At 47.7% G+C, this 18,709-nt stretch carries 18 protein-coding genes; 13 read left to right on the plus strand and 5 right to left on the minus strand.

Going from position 1 to position 18,709, the window contains the following annotated elements; genetic code table 11:
- Nucleotides 1–228 precede the first annotated feature (228 nt).
- The 3 genes from EDD73_RS12490 to EDD73_RS12500 all read left to right on the plus strand — a co-directional run bounded on the left by EDD73_RS12490 (nucleotide 229) and on the right by EDD73_RS12500 (nucleotide 5,582).
- On the plus strand, nucleotides 229–3,363 hold the full coding sequence (locus EDD73_RS12490; RefSeq protein ID WP_165876504.1) for a serine hydrolase domain-containing protein: 3,135 nt from the start codon (nucleotides 229–231) through the stop codon (nucleotides 3,361–3,363).
- Between the two features lie 381 nt (nucleotides 3,364–3,744).
- Nucleotides 3,745–5,004: an AAA family ATPase gene (locus EDD73_RS12495; RefSeq protein WP_131920477.1), complete on the plus strand. Its 1,260-nt coding sequence runs from the start codon at nucleotides 3,745–3,747 to the stop codon at nucleotides 5,002–5,004.
- Entirely contained in the window at nucleotides 5,001–5,582 is a 582-nt protein-coding gene (locus tag EDD73_RS12500; RefSeq protein WP_131920478.1) for a hypothetical protein, read from the plus strand. The genes EDD73_RS12495 and EDD73_RS12500 overlap by 4 nt, the downstream gene beginning before the upstream one ends.
- 119 nt (nucleotides 5,583–5,701) lie before the next feature.
- Here EDD73_RS12500 and aguB read toward each other — a convergent pair whose 3' ends face one another.
- Nucleotides 5,702–6,583: an N-carbamoylputrescine amidase gene (aguB, locus tag EDD73_RS12505; protein WP_131920479.1), complete on the minus strand. Its 882-nt coding sequence runs from the start codon at nucleotides 6,581–6,583 to the stop codon at nucleotides 5,702–5,704.
- Between the two features lie 97 nt (nucleotides 6,584–6,680).
- The gene (locus EDD73_RS12510) at nucleotides 6,681–7,697 is read right to left on the minus strand and encodes an agmatine deiminase family protein (RefSeq protein ID WP_243116921.1); all 1,017 of its coding nucleotides are present in this window, start codon (nucleotides 7,695–7,697) and stop codon (nucleotides 6,681–6,683) included.
- Nucleotides 7,698–7,865: 168 nt separating this feature from the next.
- Here EDD73_RS12510 and mntA point away from each other — a divergent pair, with 168 nt between their 5' ends.
- The 4 genes from mntA to rsgA all read left to right on the plus strand — a co-directional run bounded on the left by mntA (nucleotide 7,866) and on the right by rsgA (nucleotide 11,033).
- Complete coding sequence (mntA, locus tag EDD73_RS12515; RefSeq protein WP_131920481.1) at nucleotides 7,866–8,255, plus strand: type VII toxin-antitoxin system MntA family adenylyltransferase antitoxin; 390 nt, start codon at nucleotides 7,866–7,868, stop codon at nucleotides 8,253–8,255.
- Nucleotides 8,255–8,692, plus strand: a complete 438-nt coding sequence (gene hepT, locus EDD73_RS12520) for a type VII toxin-antitoxin system HepT family RNase toxin (RefSeq protein ID WP_131920482.1) — start codon at nucleotides 8,255–8,257, stop codon at nucleotides 8,690–8,692. Before mntA ends, hepT begins: the two co-directional genes overlap by 1 nt.
- Before the next feature lie 194 nt (nucleotides 8,693–8,886).
- Nucleotides 8,887–9,810 carry a DUF2935 domain-containing protein gene (locus EDD73_RS12525; RefSeq protein WP_131920483.1) on the plus strand — a complete coding sequence of 308 codons (924 nt, stop codon included), beginning with the start codon at nucleotides 8,887–8,889 and terminating at the stop codon, nucleotides 9,808–9,810.
- 143 nt (nucleotides 9,811–9,953) lie between these two features.
- On the plus strand, nucleotides 9,954–11,033 hold the full coding sequence (gene rsgA / locus EDD73_RS12530) for a ribosome small subunit-dependent GTPase A (RefSeq protein WP_131920484.1): 1,080 nt from the start codon (nucleotides 9,954–9,956) through the stop codon (nucleotides 11,031–11,033).
- A gap of 30 nt (nucleotides 11,034–11,063) precedes the next feature.
- Here rsgA and EDD73_RS12535 read toward each other — a convergent pair whose 3' ends face one another.
- On the minus strand, nucleotides 11,064–13,277 hold the full coding sequence (locus tag EDD73_RS12535) for a DNA topoisomerase III (protein WP_131920485.1): 2,214 nt from the start codon (nucleotides 13,275–13,277) through the stop codon (nucleotides 11,064–11,066).
- A 172-nt stretch (nucleotides 13,278–13,449) separates the two neighbouring features.
- Nucleotides 13,450–13,710: a hypothetical protein gene (locus tag EDD73_RS12540; protein WP_131920486.1), complete on the minus strand. Its 261-nt coding sequence runs from the start codon at nucleotides 13,708–13,710 to the stop codon at nucleotides 13,450–13,452.
- A 327-nt stretch (nucleotides 13,711–14,037) separates the two neighbouring features.
- Between EDD73_RS12540 and EDD73_RS12545 the strand changes: the two genes are divergently transcribed.
- The 5 genes from EDD73_RS12545 to EDD73_RS12565 all read left to right on the plus strand — a co-directional run bounded on the left by EDD73_RS12545 (nucleotide 14,038) and on the right by EDD73_RS12565 (nucleotide 16,814).
- Nucleotides 14,038–14,535 carry a hypothetical protein gene (locus EDD73_RS12545; protein ID WP_131920487.1) on the plus strand — a complete coding sequence of 166 codons (498 nt, stop codon included), beginning with the start codon at nucleotides 14,038–14,040 and terminating at the stop codon, nucleotides 14,533–14,535.
- A complete protein-coding gene (locus EDD73_RS12550; RefSeq protein ID WP_131920488.1) occupies nucleotides 14,532–15,392 on the plus strand; it encodes a VIT domain-containing protein in 861 nt (286 codons plus the stop codon). Before EDD73_RS12545 ends, EDD73_RS12550 begins: the two co-directional genes overlap by 4 nt.
- On the plus strand, nucleotides 15,362–15,838 hold the full coding sequence (locus EDD73_RS12555) for a hypothetical protein (RefSeq protein WP_131920489.1): 477 nt from the start codon (nucleotides 15,362–15,364) through the stop codon (nucleotides 15,836–15,838). Before EDD73_RS12550 ends, EDD73_RS12555 begins: the two co-directional genes overlap by 31 nt.
- A gap of 203 nt (nucleotides 15,839–16,041) precedes the next feature.
- Nucleotides 16,042–16,458 carry a nucleotidyltransferase substrate binding protein gene (locus tag EDD73_RS12560; RefSeq protein ID WP_131920490.1) on the plus strand — a complete coding sequence of 139 codons (417 nt, stop codon included), beginning with the start codon at nucleotides 16,042–16,044 and terminating at the stop codon, nucleotides 16,456–16,458.
- A complete protein-coding gene (locus EDD73_RS12565) occupies nucleotides 16,458–16,814 on the plus strand; it encodes a nucleotidyltransferase domain-containing protein (protein WP_131920491.1) in 357 nt (118 codons plus the stop codon). Before EDD73_RS12560 ends, EDD73_RS12565 begins: the two co-directional genes overlap by 1 nt.
- 101 nt (nucleotides 16,815–16,915) lie before the next feature.
- Here the strand turns inward: EDD73_RS12565 and EDD73_RS12570 are convergent, their stop codons facing one another.
- Entirely contained in the window at nucleotides 16,916–17,611 is a 696-nt protein-coding gene (locus tag EDD73_RS12570) for an RpnC/YadD family protein (protein ID WP_131920492.1), read from the minus strand.
- A gap of 620 nt (nucleotides 17,612–18,231) precedes the next feature.
- On the opposite strand from EDD73_RS12570, the gene EDD73_RS12575 reads away from it, so the two are divergent.
- Nucleotides 18,232–18,702 (plus strand): hypothetical protein, encoded by a 471-nt coding sequence (locus EDD73_RS12575; RefSeq protein WP_131920493.1) that lies wholly within the window; start codon nucleotides 18,232–18,234, stop codon nucleotides 18,700–18,702.
- The last annotated feature ends 7 nt before the right edge of the window (nucleotides 18,703–18,709 follow it).

Here is an 18,709-nt window from a genome sequence, read left to right on the forward strand (position 1 = left end):
AAAAGTATCGTAATTCAATATGAACCGCCGTATACCGAACGGTACGTACGGTGGTGTGAGAGGTCGGGGGTTAATCGCCCCCTCCTACTCGATTTGGAAATTATTTAATAGTAATATTTTTTTTGTTATAATCAACATTGTTACGCGAAAAATGATAGAAAAAGTCGCGGAAACAATATATTGGGCAGAAAGGCTACGAAAAGGATTGGGGGTAGGAGGATGAATCTTATGGGGAACTGGAAGAAATGGGGTCAACGGTTGATTGCCGCAAGTGTGGCGGCGCTTGTGCTTGTCAGTGGAATGGGGCCGGCTATGGCGCGACCTGCGCCACCACCTGCGCCACAACAACTGACACCGGCATTCAGGACTGAATTGGCTTTAAAACCGATTTTTCAACAGGTCCAGTCCAACAATGCACCGGGCAGTATGTTACTGATGAAGTCACCGGCCGGAGAGCATTTCTGGACAAGTGGGTATAACAACATACAAGCACAGACGCCAATGCCAATGCAGAGGGATGAGCATTTTCGTATCGGCAGTGTGACGAAGACTTTTGTCGCGGCCATGGTGCTAAAGCTTGATGATGATTCAACAGTCGATTTGGATGTTTATCGACCGATCAATACATACTTGGGGGACAATGTCGTTCCTAATGCCGACAAAATCACTGTGGCCCAGTTGCTTAATCACACCAGTGGCCTGCCGGACTATTCATTATCGCCAGGGTTTTTGACACAAGCTCAGACTGATCCTATGCATCAATGGAAGCCGCAAGAGCTTGTTGAACTGGTCAAGTCGGAAGAGTTGCTTTCTCCTCCGGGAACAGCCTTTCATTACAGCAGCACTAACTATATCCTTCTGGGCATGCTTATTCAAAAAATCACGGGAGAAGAGTCTCTGGCTAAAACAATAAAGACGTACCTTCTGGAGCCATTGGGCCTTAATGAGACCTACTTGGCTGAAGATATCTTTTTTGATTTAGGTACCATGGCCCCCCTCAAAGAACCATACATCCATGGATTTATGCAAATTCCTCCCTTTCCGGATCTCGTTGATTTTACGGCCTACAGCCCATCGGGAGCTTGGGCGGCCGGCGGCATGGTTTCCACTGTTGACGATCTGGCCAAGTGGTTTCGCTTATTGTTAAAGCCGGGCGAGGTTCTTTCTGAGGCGGCTTATACAAAAATGGTAAGCAATCCGGTGCCGGCGCCGATGTTTGGCCCCACGACGCAATTTGGACTTGGCATTGGTATCATTCCTACACCGGTAGGACCGTTCTTTGGGCACTTTGGTGATGTACCGGGCTATTCAACGACGGTAGGCTATTTACCCGGACAAGATCTGGTGATTGTTTCTCTTTTGAATCAACTCAATCCCAATTCGGTGATTACTCAGATGGCGTTCTTAAGCGTAGCCCTGGAACTGGCCATGATGCCGCCATTATGGCTGGAGAACCTAACGGTCGATAACCTCCAATTCGAATCAATGATTCCGGGCGGACCCCTTGGTTTTTCTCCGTTCGCTTTCAACTATATTGTCGGCTTCGAACCGGGAACAAGCAGTGCAAACGTGCTGGCCAAACTGCCCATCCCCGGGATGGGAGGCATTCTTGTTGATAATCAACCTGCTATTAACGATCAAAACTTTGGTGTCCCACTGAATGCCAAAGGTCAGACAATTGAAGTAAAGACCACCTATGGGCCAACCTATTCCATGCCGCTTGTATATCGATTGCATCTGCTTCCGAATGACGGCCAAGCGCCAGATTTTAAGCCGACCGTAAAAACAGTAACGACGAAAGAAGCTCAGATCGATCTGGAAGCGAATAAAATGGGCAAGGTCTTTTGGGTTGTTCTGCCCAAAGATGCACCGGCACCGACCGTCGACCAGATCAAAGCCGGTACCGATACGAATGGCGACGCACTTAAGCCGAATTATAAGGGGAATCAATCTTTTTATGGGACTCCACCGTATACGATAAAGTTACAAGGGTTGGACCCGGCGGCAGTTTACGATGTGTACATCGCCGGTGAAGATTACATCAACCGCCAGCATCAAAGAGAAGCGCAACGGGTACGGATCATCGTTCCTCAGCCATTGGACAACGTTACCTTTACTGATCCCAAGAATGAGTTTCCTTTGGCTGTGGCGGTAATGGGGCAACCCCCGAGCGGGCCGATTCGGACCGGTGAAGGAAAATTGCTAACCTATAATGAATTGCGTGGGGCCGGAAGAGTGACGGATCCCCAGCCTTGGCCGATGAATTTTCGTGTCGATACATCATTAAGTTCGGAACCGGTGCAAGTAACCTTCCCGGCAGGTATGCAAATTGAAGCGCCACAAGATTGGAATGGACAGGTTTACTTGCCTGTGATCCGAAGCAATCCCAATCGCAACGCGCAAGTCATCATCGAAGTTGGAGCCGGCGATACGCCGCTTTTATTTAGCAAGGCCGTGCGGATCTTATTGCCCGGACAAGCGGGACGCAGTGTTGGATTTATGCAAAACAACAGGCTCCATCCCATCACGAAGGTCCTGCGCACTGACACGCAAGTGGAAGCCGATCGTTTAGCCTATGGTAGCGAAGGGCGTATCGATGTAGGCAATGATCTGGTGATCTGGACGAAACACATGACGAAGTTTGTGGTTTATACGCAATCTAGCGATGGCGGCGGTAGCGGTGACCGCTTGGGCTACAGCACTTCTGGTTCACAAGCAGCAACCACATCTCTTGTTGCAACTCCGGCTACGACGCCAACCACCTCAACTACGGCGAACACAACGCAGGAGCAAACAAAGCCTGTCGTTACCGAGAAAACGGTAACGATGAGCGACATCAGCGATCACTGGGCCAAGGTAGCGATCGAAAGGGCTGTTGAGCGTGGCATTGTTCAAGGCTATCCCGATGGCACCTTCGGACCTGATCAGCAAGTCACGCGCAATCAGGCAACGGTTCTTTTGGCTAAAGCATTAGGATTAACGCCATCATCAGCAGCACCAGCCTTCGTCGATGAAGAGCAGATCCCGGCGTGGAGTCGCCCTTATGTGGCAACAGCAGTGGCTGAAAAATTGATCGGCGGCTATGAAGATAATACCTTCCGCGGGGAACAAACGATCACACGCGCTGAAATCGCAGTGCTGATTGCCCGGGCGTTAGGGCTTCAGTCGGACAAAGAGCTTCTTGGCTATGATGATGCCGAGCAAGTACCGGCATGGGCGAAGTCTTTTGTAGTCGCATTGACCGAGGCAAAACTGCTCAACGGGCGGGAAAACAACCGTTTTGCTCCCAATGATGCAGTAACCCGGGCAGAAGCGGCGGTATTAGCGCTAAAGCTGGCAGACATGAAGGAAGCAGGGAAGTAAGCTTTTCGAAAGAGAAAACGTAAGCAGTAACGCATAGAAAGGCCCCCGATGGTCGTTGAATATCGATCATCGGGGGCCTTCTGGTTTTGGAGCTATTCAAGTGGGCACAATTCTAACGGAGATTTTATTTGATTCTTTGTAGTTTGGGATTCCATTGTAAAATCATGAGGGATTACCTCCTCTCGTCGAAATGTACCAGTACAAATTATTTTGCTATAATAAATTCCATCATGCTGGCAAACAAAACAATATCCCAGAGGAACATACTTATGATTAATTTTGCAAGAGAACATTGGGTATCTCACTGGTTTTGTGCTGAAGTAGACTGAAAACGATAGAGGCAACAAGGTTATTTTTTCGCCATAAGAAAGGGGTAACGCTGTGCTACGATGGTTAGATTTACAAGATGTTGGGCCGGCCCCGCAAATGCGGATGGACCTAGCTGAACGGATTAATGCAATAGCCGGCGATAACGGTCTTGGAAAAACGTTCTTACTTGACATAGCTTGGTGGGCATTGACCCGGACGTGGGCAGGGACACCGGCATTGCCTCTGGGCGGAAAGCTGGGTGTCATCGAGTATCAAGTACATGGGAAAACCGGAGATGCTACACCAGTTAAATCGATTTATCGTCCGGACCGTCAAGATTGGCCGATCAAAGTAATGCGTCCGCCAATTCCGGGCATCGTGATTTATCTGCGCATTGATGGCGGTTTTTCCGTCTGGGATCCTGCACGAAATTATTGGCGTAAAGATTCTCCAGATCGTCCTGCAGCCTATCACTTTAATCATCGTCAGATCTGGGATGGCTTAAAAATCGGGGATGTAAGTGTTTGCGAAGGTCTGGAACGTGATTGGGTAAGTTGGCAAAAAGGCAGAGAAGAGCAGTTTGAAATTTTGGGAGCAGTACTGGAAAAACTCTCTCCACCTGGGGAAAGGCTTCGCCCAGGCAAGCCGACCCGTGTTTTTTTAGGGGAAGGCTTTGATCGGCCCACACTTCAGCTTGTTAATGGTGATGTGCCGGTAGTTCTTTCTTCAGCGGGATTACGCCGGGTTCTAGCGCTGGCTTATCTTATGGTTTGGGTGTGGCATGAGCATCGACAAATGGCAAAACTACTGTTTCGTGAGCCGGAAACACGGATGACGATTTTAATTGACGAACCGGAAAATCATCTGCATCCCAATTGGCAACGGCGATTTATTCCTGCATTATTGGAGGCGGCAAAGATATTGCGTGTTCAACATGCATCAGATCTGCAACTGATTTTCTCTACTCATTCCCCAATGGTACTTGCTTCACTGGAACCGATATTTGATGAAGCTGAGGATGCATTGTTTCATCTTCATAATACAGAAGGTAAGGTTATGTTAGAAAAACAAGTCTGGGCAAAGCAAGGTGATGTAACCAACTGGTTGGTGTCAGAGGTATTTGGGCTTGAACAGGCACGTTCGGTTGAGGCGGAAAAGGCGATTGAAGCCGCTGAAGCATGGATGCGAGGGGAAATAAATCAGTTACCTCCTGGATTAAATAATCCATCGCTTATTGATTCTGAACTTAAACGTGTTCTTGCAGGTCATGATCCTTTTTGGCCCCGCTGGATTATAGAAAGAGAAAAATCTGCTGGGGGAAAAAAGAAATGATACATGTTGAGCCTGTCCCTGAGCCGACCGATTTTGATCAGCAGTGCCGGCAAAGAGGTCAAAGATGGTTGGCAGAGCACCCTCATGCTAAACGGCCTCAAGATTTTTGGACCCCATTTAAATCATACCTGGCTGATGGTTTTGGCGATTTGTGTGCCTATTCAGCAATGTATGAACCAGTCGGAACGGTCGATCATTTTTTTAGCTGTAAAAACAGGCTGGAATTAGCGTATGAATGGAGTAATTATCGTTATTCTGCCGCATGGATAAACAGCAGTAAAAACACTGCGGATGGGATGATCCTTGATCCTTTTGAAATCGGCGATAATTGGTTCGAGATTATATTGCCATCCTTGCAGCTTGTAGTTTCCAGGGGGGTACCTGAAGATATGCAAGAAATTGCACAATATACGTTGCGTCGACTTCATTTAGTAGATGATGAAAGGGTTATTCGCCAGCGACGTGAGTGGTATCGTATGTACCAACAAGGAAGAATTGATTTAGAAGGATTGCATGAAAAAGCGCCTTTGATCGCTCGTGCGATAGAGAAGCAACGATTACAGGAGAACCATACATAAAATAAAGTGTAGAAGAATTTTGTCACTATGCAAAAACCGCAGAAATCCATCCTAAAAATGATTAGGATGGATTTCTGCGGTTTCGTTGTTTGTTTGAAAGAGTCAATGATTAAAAATTGTTACTGCCGGCAGCGCGTCACACCGTCGCTGGTCATCAGCGCGCTGTACATACCGGGGCGACGATCACGGAAGACACCCCAAGCGGTCCGCATGGCGGCAACTTCGTCTAAGTCAAAAGTCGTCAGCAACAGCGTCTCTTCCGAACGACTAGCTTCGGCAACTTTTTGACCCGAAGGCCCGGCGATAAAGGAAGAGCCATAAAAATGAATCGTTGAGCCGTCGACGACTTCTGTGCCGGTGCGGTTGGAAGCGATCAAAGGCATGATGTTGGCGGCTGCATGGCCTTGCATGCAGATCTGCCAGTGATCTTTCGAGTCTATCGAGCAATCTTCCGGTTCCGAGCCAATCGCTGTGGGGTAAAGAAGAATTTCCGCACCCATCAGTGCCAGAGCGCGGGCTGTTTCCGGGAACCACTGATCCCAGCAAATGCCGATACCGATGCGGCCATAGCGGGTGTTCCAAACACGAAAACCGGTGTCGCCAGGATTAAAATAGAACTTCTCTTCATAACCAGGACCGTCGGGAATATGGGTTTTGCGATAGACGCCGAGCACTTGGCCGTCGGCGTCAATCACGGCCACCGAATTATAGCGGGCGTTGTTTTTGCGCTCGTAAAAACTTATCGGTAGAACGACCTGCAGTTCCCGGGCGATCGCCGCAAAATGCTGCACGGCCGGGTTGGTTTCTACTTCCGTGGCCAGATCATAGTAGTCGGCTTTTTCTTTTTGGCAAAAATAAGGTGTCTCAAAAAGTTCCTGTAAGAGGATGATTTGCGCTCCCTGCCCGGCAGCATCGCGGACAAAACGCTCCGCTTTGGCGATGTTCGCTTCCCGATCCCAGGTGCAACTGAACTGGGTGGCGGCAACAGTGACCTTGCGCATTAAAGCACCTCACTTTTTTTATGAAAAATTGTTTTCATTAGTAGCCTGTGGCTCAAAAGTCATGAATGTTTTGTATATCGATTGTCAGTGTTGAAGGTTACTTGGGCATCTGTTGCGTCAGGCAGTGCACGTTGCCGCCGCCCGTTAAAATCAGTCGGCCATCGACAGGCACAACTTCGTGGTTTGGAAAAGCCTTTTGGATGATCGCCTGCGCTTTTTGATCGGCTTCCGCACATTCACCGCCAAAGACGGGCAGGATGATGCCGCCGTTGCAGGTATAGAAATTAATATAGCTGGCGGCCATGCGCAGATCGTCGAGGTACAGGGCCGGCGGTTGTTCAATCGGAATGATCTCCAGCGAACGACCTTGGGCATCTGTGGCAGCTTGCAGAATCGCCAGGTTTTCTTGATAGATGGCGTAGTTTGGATCGGCCGGATCGTAGCAGGCTTGAATCAGCACGGTGCCGGGGCGGGAAAAGCAAGCGACGTTGTCGACGTGGCCGTCGGTATGATCGCCGTCGAGGCCTTGCTTGAGCCAGATCACTTTGTCGATACCGAGATACTGGCGCAGTTCGGCTTCGATAGCGGATTTATCGAGATGAGGGTTGCGGTTCGGGTTTAACAGGCATTCTTCCGTTGTCAGCAGCGTGCCTTCGCCGTCCACATGCAAGGAACCGCCTTCCATGATGAAAGGGGCATCAAAGGAGCGCACGCCGTAATGGCTGATGATCGCCGGCGCTACGAGGTTGTCCTTCTCCCAGGCGTATTTGCCGCCCCAGGCGTTGAATTGCCAGTTGATGGCCGCCACTTCACCGTTCGCCTTTTTGATGAAAGTCGGGCCGTTGTCGCGGATCCAGGAATCGTCATAGTCCATAGCCAGTACGGTGACATTTTCGCCGCAGCGGCGGGCTGCATCGTCGGCCAGATGAGGACGGGCGATTACTGTGACTGGTTCAAAACGAGCGATAGTCTTGGCCACATGGGCGTAGGCATCACGAACCTCTTCTAATTCGTCAGGCCAGGTATCTTCACAGACGGGCCAGGTGATGAAGGTACGGGCATGGAGGGCCCACTCGGGGGGCATAGCAAAACCGAATTCTCTTGGTAGTGTCACGAGCCTATCTCCTTTATCTTTTGCGATATTCTTCGACTTATTATAGCCTGAAATATTATAGCACGCCGATGAAAATTGCATAGATAGCATGCTGCTATTGTTAATTTATGGCACCGGTGATAAGATAGATCGTAAGAAGAACTTTGCCTATCGATGGGGTGATGATGAGTGATCGAAGATCATGATATTCTTGGTGCTGTTGAACAGGTTTTGGATGTCCCCATTGTCTACCTTTTTGGCTCTATGGCCAAGGGAAATGCCAATGATCAAAGTGATATCGACATTGCCATTTTGCCGTTGCAAACATTCGATCCTTATGAGTTGTATGAGGCGCGCGAAGAGATTGCCGAAAAACTACACCGCGATACCGATCTGGTTGATCTATCCTCAGCATCGCCCATCATTGCGATGCAAGTAGTTCGGCATGGGCGACTGTTAAAAAACCAAAATAATCGACTTTTGATGTGTTGGATTGTAAAAACGATCCATATGTATGATGATTTAAAGCGAGTGCGCCGGCCGATCGAGGAAGCCTTAGCACGAAAGGTGTTGAGATGATGGTCGAAAAAGATGTAATCCAGGCGAAGGTGGCAACGATTCGCCGTTGCTTGATGCGAATTCGCGAGAAAACAGAACTGTGTCCGGAAAAATTAATTGATCTTGATGTACAAGATATCTTTGTTCTTAACTTGCAGCGTGCCATCCAAGCGTGCATCGATACAGCAGCCCATATGATTTCTGGAAACGGTTGGGGACTGCCGAGTTCCCTAAAAGACCATTTTGATATCTTGGCACGACATAACGTGCTCGAGCAGGAACTGGCGAATCAGTTAAAAAAAATGACCGGTTTTCACAATATCGCCGTTCATGATTATCAAGCCTTAGAACTTGTCGTGTTACAACGAATTTTACAGAATCATCTGGTGAACATTGAAGATTTTTATGAAGCGATACTTCGGTGCACAGAAAGTGATGGTGAAGCGGGCAAGTATTGAGATGAGATAATTAAAGACGAAGCCCAAAGAATGAACGGTCAGATGAAGCTTCAAAGAAAGTTACGGCCAGGGACGAAGCGTTAACGAACGTGCGATCAGTACGAAGCTGACGGGATAAAAGTACGCCGGCCCTCATAGGGTGATAGCATAGCGCGTTTTCCGTTAAAAGGAACCGCAGAAAGAGGAGGTTGGCTATGCTGTCAAGCGAAGCCTTTGTCCAGCATTCGTTGGAGTTGCATCTTTTCTTTGCCCGGATCATGAAAGAGCACGGACTTTTTATGATGCTCAGCTTTACACCGAAAGATCAACAATTTGCTCAGCAAGCGGACTACTTTCGTCAGGAATTTGGCCGCATCCTGACTGATACGGTGACCCTGGCCAATGGCGTAGTCCGACCTGCCGTGATCCAGTCCGGGGAAGTGATTACGCCGTACACATTAAATGCCGAACAGGCGACCGGCTATTTTACGGGCGTACAAATTGCCACTGATCTGACGCAAGCGGAGGCGGGACTAACCGGCCGTGAAACGGTGCAAGTCAATCCCGAATTAGAACAACGGGTGGATGTACTTAACCGGCAGGCGATCCAACTGATCAACGGCATCATTCAATTCAAAACGGCCGTCTTATCCAATGTACGTTCTTGTCGCATGATCACACAAAATTATCCCTCTATGATCGACCATATCCTGCATGAAGCCAAAGTGTATCTGGTACTGGTTCAGCGGGCACAAAGCCGGGAAGATTTTCGCGCCGTCCAAGCGGCCCTTGAGCAGGAAGTGTTCTGGAACCATATCATGAGTGATCATGCTAAGTTCATCCGGGGCATGCTCGATCCGGTGGAAAAGGATCTCATTGCTCTGGCTGAGCGTTTTGCTAGGGAGTTCGACAGGCTGACGCAAGAAGCCGAAAGAGCGATGAAGCAGCAGATGTCGATGGAACAAGTAACACAGGAAAGTATCAAAGCAACGGCGGAGATCCGTGATTTTAAAGCGCAAGGAACGCAAGGAATCTTGGATTGTAAGATTCAGTCGATCATTCTCCCGCTTCTTAGCGATCATGTGCTGCGGGAAGCGAACCACTACTTACGGGTATTAAGGATGGCCGAGAGAGGGTAAGCCAGTGGGACCGGTATAAGGAAACATACATCCCAATGCAACCACCCCTTTTACCGTGTACGTCACTGCGGAAGGGGTGGTTGCATTGTGCGCTACCAATTGTTAAAGTATTTGTAGTATTTGAAGAAATAGGGGAATAGAAGATGTTTAGTTTTGAAAACGATGGTGCAAATCATCATTTTGTGCAAGAAGCAAAACTTTATCCCAATTTATTTATCGGTCGCGTTTGTTCCCAGTACAAAGATTTATATAAAGTACTGACGGAACAGGGAGAAGTATTAGCTGAAATCTCAGGTAAATACCGATATGAAGTGGCAGATTTGCCGGACTACCCTGCTGTCGGTGATTATGTGATGCTTGATCGGACGAGTGATGAAAAAGGGAAGGCAATTATTCACCATTTGCTCTCAAGAAAGAGTGTATTCGAACGTAAAGCTGCTGGAACAAAAGACGACGTTCAAGTCGTGGCAGCGAATATCGATACAATATTTATTTGTATGTCACTGAACAACGACTATAATTTACGTCGACTGGAACGCTATCTTTCTATCGCATGGAACAGCCGGGCGATTCCGGTAATCTTGCTCACAAAGGTGGATCTTTGCACAAGAATAGAAGAAAAATTAGCCGAAGTAGCTGCTGTTGCCATTGGTGTGGAAGTAATCCTTAGTTCAGGAATCTTGAAATCCGGGATGGAGTCCATAAAACATCATATCCAACCTGGAAAGACAGTGGCGTTTATCGGATCGTCCGGAGTAGGTAAGTCCACTTTAATCAATTGTTTAATCGGAGAAGAACGGTTAGCGATTAATGAAATAAGCAAAAATGAAAAGGGCCGGCATACAACGACAAAGCGGGAATTAATCGTACTGCCTAACGGTGGAATGGTGATTGATACGCCCGGTATGAGAGAGCTTGGTATCGAAAGTTCCCATATATCCAGGGCGTTTACCGATATTGATGAGCTAACGCAACTGTGTAAATTCCGTGATTGTTCTCACCAAACTGAACCGGGTTGTGCGGTTCGCCAGGCGATTGAACAAGGAAAGCTTAGCGAAGAACGGTTATTAAACTATCTGAAGCTAAAAAAAGAAGCAAAATATGATGGATTAGATGCAAAACAGATCGAGATTGAAAAAATGAATACAATGTTTGCCGGAATGGGTGGTGTGAAGAACGCCAGAAAGTTTATCAAAGAACAAAGTAAGAGAAAACACACATAAGGGGAATGGTGGACATCGCCGTTAAATCGGCTATATCTTCAACTTGGCCAGTGCATCGGCAAGGGCCGTATTGATTGCACCCTCATCATTGTTCTTTTGCAGAAACTTACTGACTTCTCTTTTTTTCATGGAACTTTTCTTATCTTCATTTCGTTTGGTAAAGGCGGAGAGTTTTTCGCGATAGCCGCAGATGCAAGTAAATGTTTTGCCTTCGCCTTCGCCGATCATTTTCATTTTCTTTTTGCATTGGGGGCAACGGGCGTTAGTGCTCATGGAGACGCTTTTGCGGTAACCGCATTCACGGTCTTGGCAGACGAGGAGTTCGCCGCGTTTTCCTTGGACTTGCAAAAGGAATTTTCCGCATTCAGGACACTTTTCGCGGCTCAGGTTATCATGGCGAAAAGTTTGGTTGGTGCCGGCTACGTCGGTGACCAATTGCGTGGTATAGCGGCGGATTTCGTTGATAAACTGATCTTTATTGGCCCGGCCCTTGCTGATCTCGGTTAATTGTTGTTCCCATTTGGCCGTGAGTTCCGGTGATTTTAATTCGGCCGGTACGAGGTTGATGAGCTGCATACCCTTGGATGTGGGGACGATTTCTTTGCCTTTACGCTCCATATAAAAGGATGAAAATAGTTTTTCAATAATGTCAGCGCGGGTTGCCGGTGTTCCCAGACCGATTTGGCCGCCCATGGCTTCGCGTAGTTTTTGGTCTTCGATAAATTTACCGGGATGCTCCATCGCTGATAGCAGGGTTGCTTCGGTGTAGCGGGCCGGTGGTTTGGTTTTATGGGCTTGTGTCTTCACGGCAGCGATGTTGATTTTGGATCCTTTTTGCAGGTTGGGAAGGGTTTGATCCGGTTCGGCCTCGGCTCCGGCCTGATCATTGTCACAGGGAACAGGATCTGCCATCGTTCCATGGCCATCTCCATGGCCGTCATAGACATAACGCCAACCCTTACGCTTGACGATTTTGCCTTTGGCCGTGAATAGCTCACCGTTGATGGAGGCTGTGACTGTCGTTTGCTCAAACTCAAAGGGCGGAGAGAGTACGGCGAGAAAGCGCTTGACGATCAAATCGTAGATCTTGCGTTCATCGGAACTGAGCTTGCCTAAGTTCACATATTCCTCGGTCGGAATGATGGCATGGTGATCGGTGACCTTGGCATTATCGACAAATCGTTTGGTCGGGGTGATTTTGGTTTTGAGGATCGGGCGGGCTAAATCAGCATAGGGGCCGACGGCAATGCTGCGCAAGCGTTCCGGTAGGGTAGGGACCATGTCATCGGTGATGTACCGGGAATCGGTACGCGGATAGGTAACCAGTTTATGGTTTTCATAGAGTTGCTGCATTAGGGACGATGTTTTTTTGGCGGAAAAGTCGTATTGCCGGTTGGCATCGCGCTGCAATTCGGTCAAATCGTAGGCCAGGGGAGGAAGTTCACTTTTGGCTTCTTTTTTGATGTCGATGATTTCTCCCGATTGTCCGGCGAGCTTGGCGATCAGCGCATCGGCTGTTGCTTTGGTAACGAAGCGGTTTTGGCCGCTGCGCTTGTCTTTCCAGGTCAGCGCAAAGCCTTGGGTGGTCGCGTGGATTGTCCAGTAGTCTTTAGGGATGAATTGTTTGATTTCCTTTTCCCGTTCGACGACCAGCGCCAAGGTTGGTGTTTGGACGCGCCCGGCCGAGAGTTGGGCGTTGTATTTACAGGTCAGGGCGCGGGTGACGTTTAAGCCGACGAGCCAATCGGCTTCGGCGCGGGACTCGGCGGATGCATAGAGATGGTCAAAGTCTTTGCCAGGCTTGAGGTTCCGGAAGCCCTCTTGAATGGCCCGGTCGGTTTGGGAAGAGATCCACAGGCGTTTGATCGTTTTGCGCCAACCGGCTTTTTTGAGGATCCACCGTGCGACGAGTTCGCCTTCCCGGCCGGCATCGGTGGCGATGACTACTTCGGCGATATCGGGCTGGCGGAGCAAATTTTTGACGATGCTGTATTGTTTGGCTGTTTCTTTCATGACGACCAATTCCATGTGCGGGGGAAGCATGGGGAGGTCGGTGAGATTCCAGGTTTTATAGCGATCATCGTACGCTTCCGGATCGGCCAGCGTGACTAAGTGGCCCAGTGCCCAGGTGGTAATGTAGTTGGGGCCGATAAAGCAGCCGTTGCCTTTTTGATGGCATTGTAAAATGCGGGCGATTTCGCGGCCGACGGAGGGCTTTTCGGCGATGACGAGCGTCTTTTTCAATGGTTTCACTCCAGGTTCTGTCTGTTGTTATCCTCGCAATATTATCCTGCATTTTGACGAAAAAAACAGCTTTTTCGGTGAATTTCCGTTGGTAAAAAGGAAAGGTCATCCCTCTTGGTATGAATACAAGGGGGATGACCTTTTTTTATCAGGGGCGGTGCCTCAGAAGTTCTTATTTTGCGTGGCGTAATTCTTTAAGTTGAGCATCTGTATCAAGAGAGCGCAGTGCCAGTTCCCCAACAACGCGATCCAGACGATCCATTCGTTGCTCCAAACCATTAAATCGTTTGTTCATTTCTTCTCGCGTGGATTCGAGATCGGTTCGGATTTCTTCTACGGTGGAATTGATATTCCCAACGATGGAATTGGTATTCCCTACGATGCGAATCAGGTCGCTAAGCATTTTTTCCATGCGATCCAAACGTTCTTCCATAGTAGGTACCTCCTGTGATCTCGGAGTTTTTACATAACGGTAATGGCAGGTTACTTGATGTAAAAATAGCAATATAGTTCTTCGAACAGTTAGGCTATCTTGCGTATCTCATCGATCGCCTTTAGCAGTTTTGCTATCTTAAATTATAGCACATTGACAACTAAATTTCCATAAGATGTTATTTGTGTTTGCCGATCCAAATCCTCTGTATTCCTGATTCTAAGCGATACAAACTGTTGTAAAAAATCCGTTTTACATTTTGTAAAAATGATGCTATTCTTATCTCAAAACCTGATCATATCGTTATCTCCAAAGGAGGGAGCGCGATTGGCTGAAAAAGATTTTATTCCATGGTTAGAGCAAGTTTCCGGTCGTAGCCGTATCGGACTAGCCAAGATGTTGGATGTATCGCCATCCTTGCTGTCTTTGATCGCCAAAAATATCCGTCCGGTCACGCTTAAATTTGCGAATCGGGTTGCCGAACGGCTGGAATTGCCGAAAGCCGTCGTTTATCAACGGGCGAATTTGCCCTATCTTCCCATGGAGAATAAAGCTATACCCGGTGAAATGGGTGGGCAACTCGTCGTTGAAGAAGATCAACTGCAACCACAATTGCATCCGCAGTCACTGTCACAACAGCCACCGCAACCATCCACCCCAGCACTGATGGACCTCCAGGAGGAACTGGCTCGCCTGCGCTATTATGGGCACGCGCTGGAATACAGTTTAGCCCATCATTTGCCGAAACGCTCCATTGAAAAGCTCAAAAAGATTGTAGAACTGGAGATCGAGTATAATCAGCAAGTGGAGGAGGAAGAACCATGATCAATCGCCACCGGTTTGACAATGACCTAACGGACGGTTTTGGCGTACTCCAAATTCGAGGCAAGTCTGCGAAAAACCAGGAACAGCTATTTATCCCATTGAAGCAAACGCACTATCAAGCGGAAATCATCGGCCCATTGATCTATGGCGAGATCACGCAGACGTTCTTCTTTGCTCAGGGGAACCGCCGCCGTCCCGTCGAAGCGTGGTACCGATTTCCCTTACCTGGTGATGCGGCCGTACTTCAAGCGACGGCCCGATTTGGTGAAGTGACGATTGAGACGCGATTAGACCGGCGTGATCATGCGGAAGAAGCGTTTGAGAAGGCTAAGCAGAGCCATAAGCAAGCGACCTTGCTGACCCGAGAAGCGCCCGATGTATTTACGTTAAAAATCGCAGGTATTCAACCGGGCGAAGAAGTTGTCATTGTGATTTCCTTTATTCAGTTGGCCGATCAAAAGGGCAATCGCTGGCGCCTGCGTTTGCCGTTGACGACAGCGCCCCGCTTTACCCGCCATGATGAGAAAGGAACCGCCGTCCACGCAGGTCCTTTGGCGTTGATGCGCGATCCCCGGCATCGGTTTGCTTGTGCTATTGATCTTCAGGGGGCTGTAAATGTAACCAGTCCTACTCACGCCATCAAAACGGTAGAATGGGCCGGTGAACCGGGGGAACCTTCCGGTTGCGAAGTGACTTTGGCGGACGGGTACTTGTGCCCAATGCTGTTCCGCAAGGGTGGCAAGAGTATCTACCGTTTACGGGTATATCCATGTTCATCGCACCAGTCGGCAGTTCCGACCGCTATCCCGAGGCGCAGCTGTTCTCGTTGTGTGAAACACCACATTTTAATGATTTAGAAGATGTGGAAGTTATCATTGATAGTGATCGTGATCGGTCGCGCGTTTGCACGCAAAGCCCCAGCTTGCCGTCACCTCCAGTAAGTGAAGCCCAGGATTGGTTGCTTTTCGCCGGGGTTCCCCAAGTCCCGGCCGATGCTAAGGAAGGCCTTCTCTTTGATGGGCTGGCACCGGTTTGCGGGCGGATCATCAAAGCGATCCAAGTTACTTTTGCACAAAGACAAACCATCCAATCGGCTCAGTCAGCGATGGCGAACGAAGGAGAATTGTTTTTGTATATTGATGATCTGCTGTTGCCGGCCGTGGTGATTCCCTTGGCCGATTTCCGGCGCAAAGGTCGGCGACCCCTTAATGTACGCAGTCGCACAGGGCAGGTTAAAGCCGTCTGGAAACCTGGCGACAACCCGGCCAATATTGGCGAGATTACCGTGCGCTTGCTTACTTAAAATATGCTTTAGCTAATTGGGTTATTAGAATATTCCACAAATACCCTTTTTTCTTCGTCCCGTAGTGGTATACTAAAAATAGCCACACATCGCAGGAAGGCGAGATATTGTGATGCGTAACAAGCCCAAACGCCGGAAAAGTATTTGGATTATGCCAACGAACTCTTGCGAGGCTAAAATATAAGAAGAAGTTGGAGGATGGAATGAACCAAAAAGAGATTCGCTGGCGTCAACGGTTTGAGAATTTTCATAAAGCCTATGGTCAGCTTCAAAAAGCAGTTTTCGATTTTGATCAATTGAACTTGCTGGAGAAAGAAGGACTCGTTCAACGGTTTGAATACACATTTGAATTGGCTTGGAAAACACTAAAAGATTATCTGGAGGCCAATGAAGTTATCGCCAAGTTCCCCCGAGATGTAATTAAGGAAGCCTTCCGCTATGAACTGATTCAAGATGGCGATGCATGGATGGACATGCTAGAAAGTCGAAATACCTTAACCCATACCTACAATGAAGATCGGTTTAATTCGGCCTTGACGAAAATTAAAGGGGATTACTATACGGCCTTATCCCAGGTGCATCATCTGCTCCACAGCCAATTCGAAAAGGAACCGATATGATGAAATTTGGTATCACATCAAAAAGCATGGAACTGCTTATCACTGCATTGAAGCGCCAAACAGCGATCGAGGGAGCTGCCATCTTCGGAAGCCGTAGTATCGGAAATTATAAAAACGGTTCCGATATCGATATCGCCTTATACGGAGAGCAAATAACGGAACAAATTGTGAGGGACTTTTATACAGAATTAAATGAGCGATTGCCATTACCCTATTTTTTTGACGTTGTTCATTATGATCGATTGGAGCATGATGGACTCAAAGAACACATCGATCGCTTTGGAACGCAATTTTATGCTCGTGCGCAGGTATCGTTGCCTGATGAGGTTTCAAGCGGTAGGGGCGCGGAAAGATAAGAGCAGGACACTGAAAAGAGGTCATCCCCGTTGTGTTTATACGCCGGGAATGACCTCTTTCGATGTTTATATGGGTGATTGTGTCGGGTGGAGATTGTAGATTAGCGCTCTTGCTTTATCCTTTTATGCAATTCTTCAATTTTTTCCATGGGTAAACCTGTGATTTTGGATACAAAAATAGGGGAAGCACCTTCTTTCAACGCGGCGATGGCAGTTTTCTCAATCCCCTGCTCCATCCCTTTCTCCATCCCTTTTGCCATCCCTTTTTCCTCTAACCTACGGTATAGTTCTTGAAAAGCTTGAGACATCTCCAGCACCTCCAAAATTTTGTTCTTTTCCGGGTTAGCAATGGTTGAGTAATTGCAGGCGAACATTGTACCGATGAGATAGGCAGCATCATCGGTTTTTTCTGCATCCAGGGCTTCCGTAACGAGCCAAGCAGCGCGAGAGCGATGGCGGGGATGCTCGAACATCATGGGCAACAGCATGATCCGGAGTTTGTCTTCGGCGTCAAGGCGTTCATGGTGAGCGATCTTAGTGAGTACTCGATCTAATTCTCGATAACCGTCGAAGTGGCGGCTCAAGTGAATGCTGTGTTGATGGGTAGAAAGAGTGCCGATATATAATGGATCAGGTGTTTTCTGAATACCTGCGGCATAAACAATGATGCGGCGGATTAGTTGTTGGCGGTCGGAAAAAAGCCGCAGTTCGTAATAAGCATAGCGAATTTGATCGTTAATGGTCGGTTCACTGGATTCAAATTCTATGTGGAGTAAGGTGTTGTCTTCCAGGGCCAATACAACATCCATATCCCGGTCTTTGACTTCGATCAGTGGGGCTTGGGTACTAACGGCATCGACTACTTTCGGTAGGTCTAAACCAAAAAAGGGGAGGATTTCTCCGCGAAAGGTCATGGACAGGGAGCGAAGCGAAATGTCTTTATGATTCCGGGGAATGCGAACATCGTTGTCGATACACCATCCCTCCTTATAGTATCACTTGCTATGATTGTAGCATACAAGGGATTGAATTTCCATAAGATGTTATTTGGGCAGTCAATCAATGTCAATGATCAGAAAAAGGTGAGGAATCATCCTCGCCTTTTTGATTTATAATGCTATTCGGTTTTCTCCAGCAAGAAAATAGTACGACTACCGTCGCTTTACACTTTGGACACGTAAAAAGGTTATTAATCTTAGTGCCTATATTACAAACAAAATTGTGATAAAAAACCACGTTGTGAAGCGATGTTTTATCGGATTTAAGTTGATGAAAATTAAGTTTGGTTATAGGATAATAGTATGCAAAGCAAAAAAACTCGGATTTTCAGCTATCATGCCGAAAAAGAAAAAATGCAAGTATACGGTCAAAATAATCGTATGGATCCTATTTCATTTGAATTATTTCCAAAGAAGAATTGCGGCAGCAGGTTAAACAAAAGGAAGAGGAACTTGCGGCGTTCCAGAGCCAATACCAACAAGTAGAAAGAGCCTATGCACTCTTTCGCTCCCTATCCGGCAAAGTAGCCAGAGAAATTACCGGAATTTTTAAGGCGAGCACACCGGCGGTCTTTATTGCTTGTGGAACTCAAGCAGACAATATTGATACGCTATGGGAATATACGAAACAGCAAATAATTACTGGACAAACGGCCGACGTCGGCAAACTTATTGAATTACTTACCTTTTTTCTGAAATTGTATAATAGCCTGTTTGACCAACCACCTTTTGCTTGGCAGACTGTAAGGTCCGGCGATGAATTTGATGCTGCGAAACATATTCGTACCGCCGACAGTAAAGTGTCCGGTCGAATTACGCAAGTGTACTTGCCAGGATATATAAATGCCAATACAGAAAAATTGATCAAAAAATCAGTCGTTAGAATGTAGGAGCAGC

The sequence above is a fragment of the Heliophilum fasciatum genome, from assembly GCF_004341395.1.
GTDB lineage: Bacteria > Bacillota > Desulfitobacteriia > Heliobacteriales > Heliobacteriaceae > Heliophilum > Heliophilum fasciatum.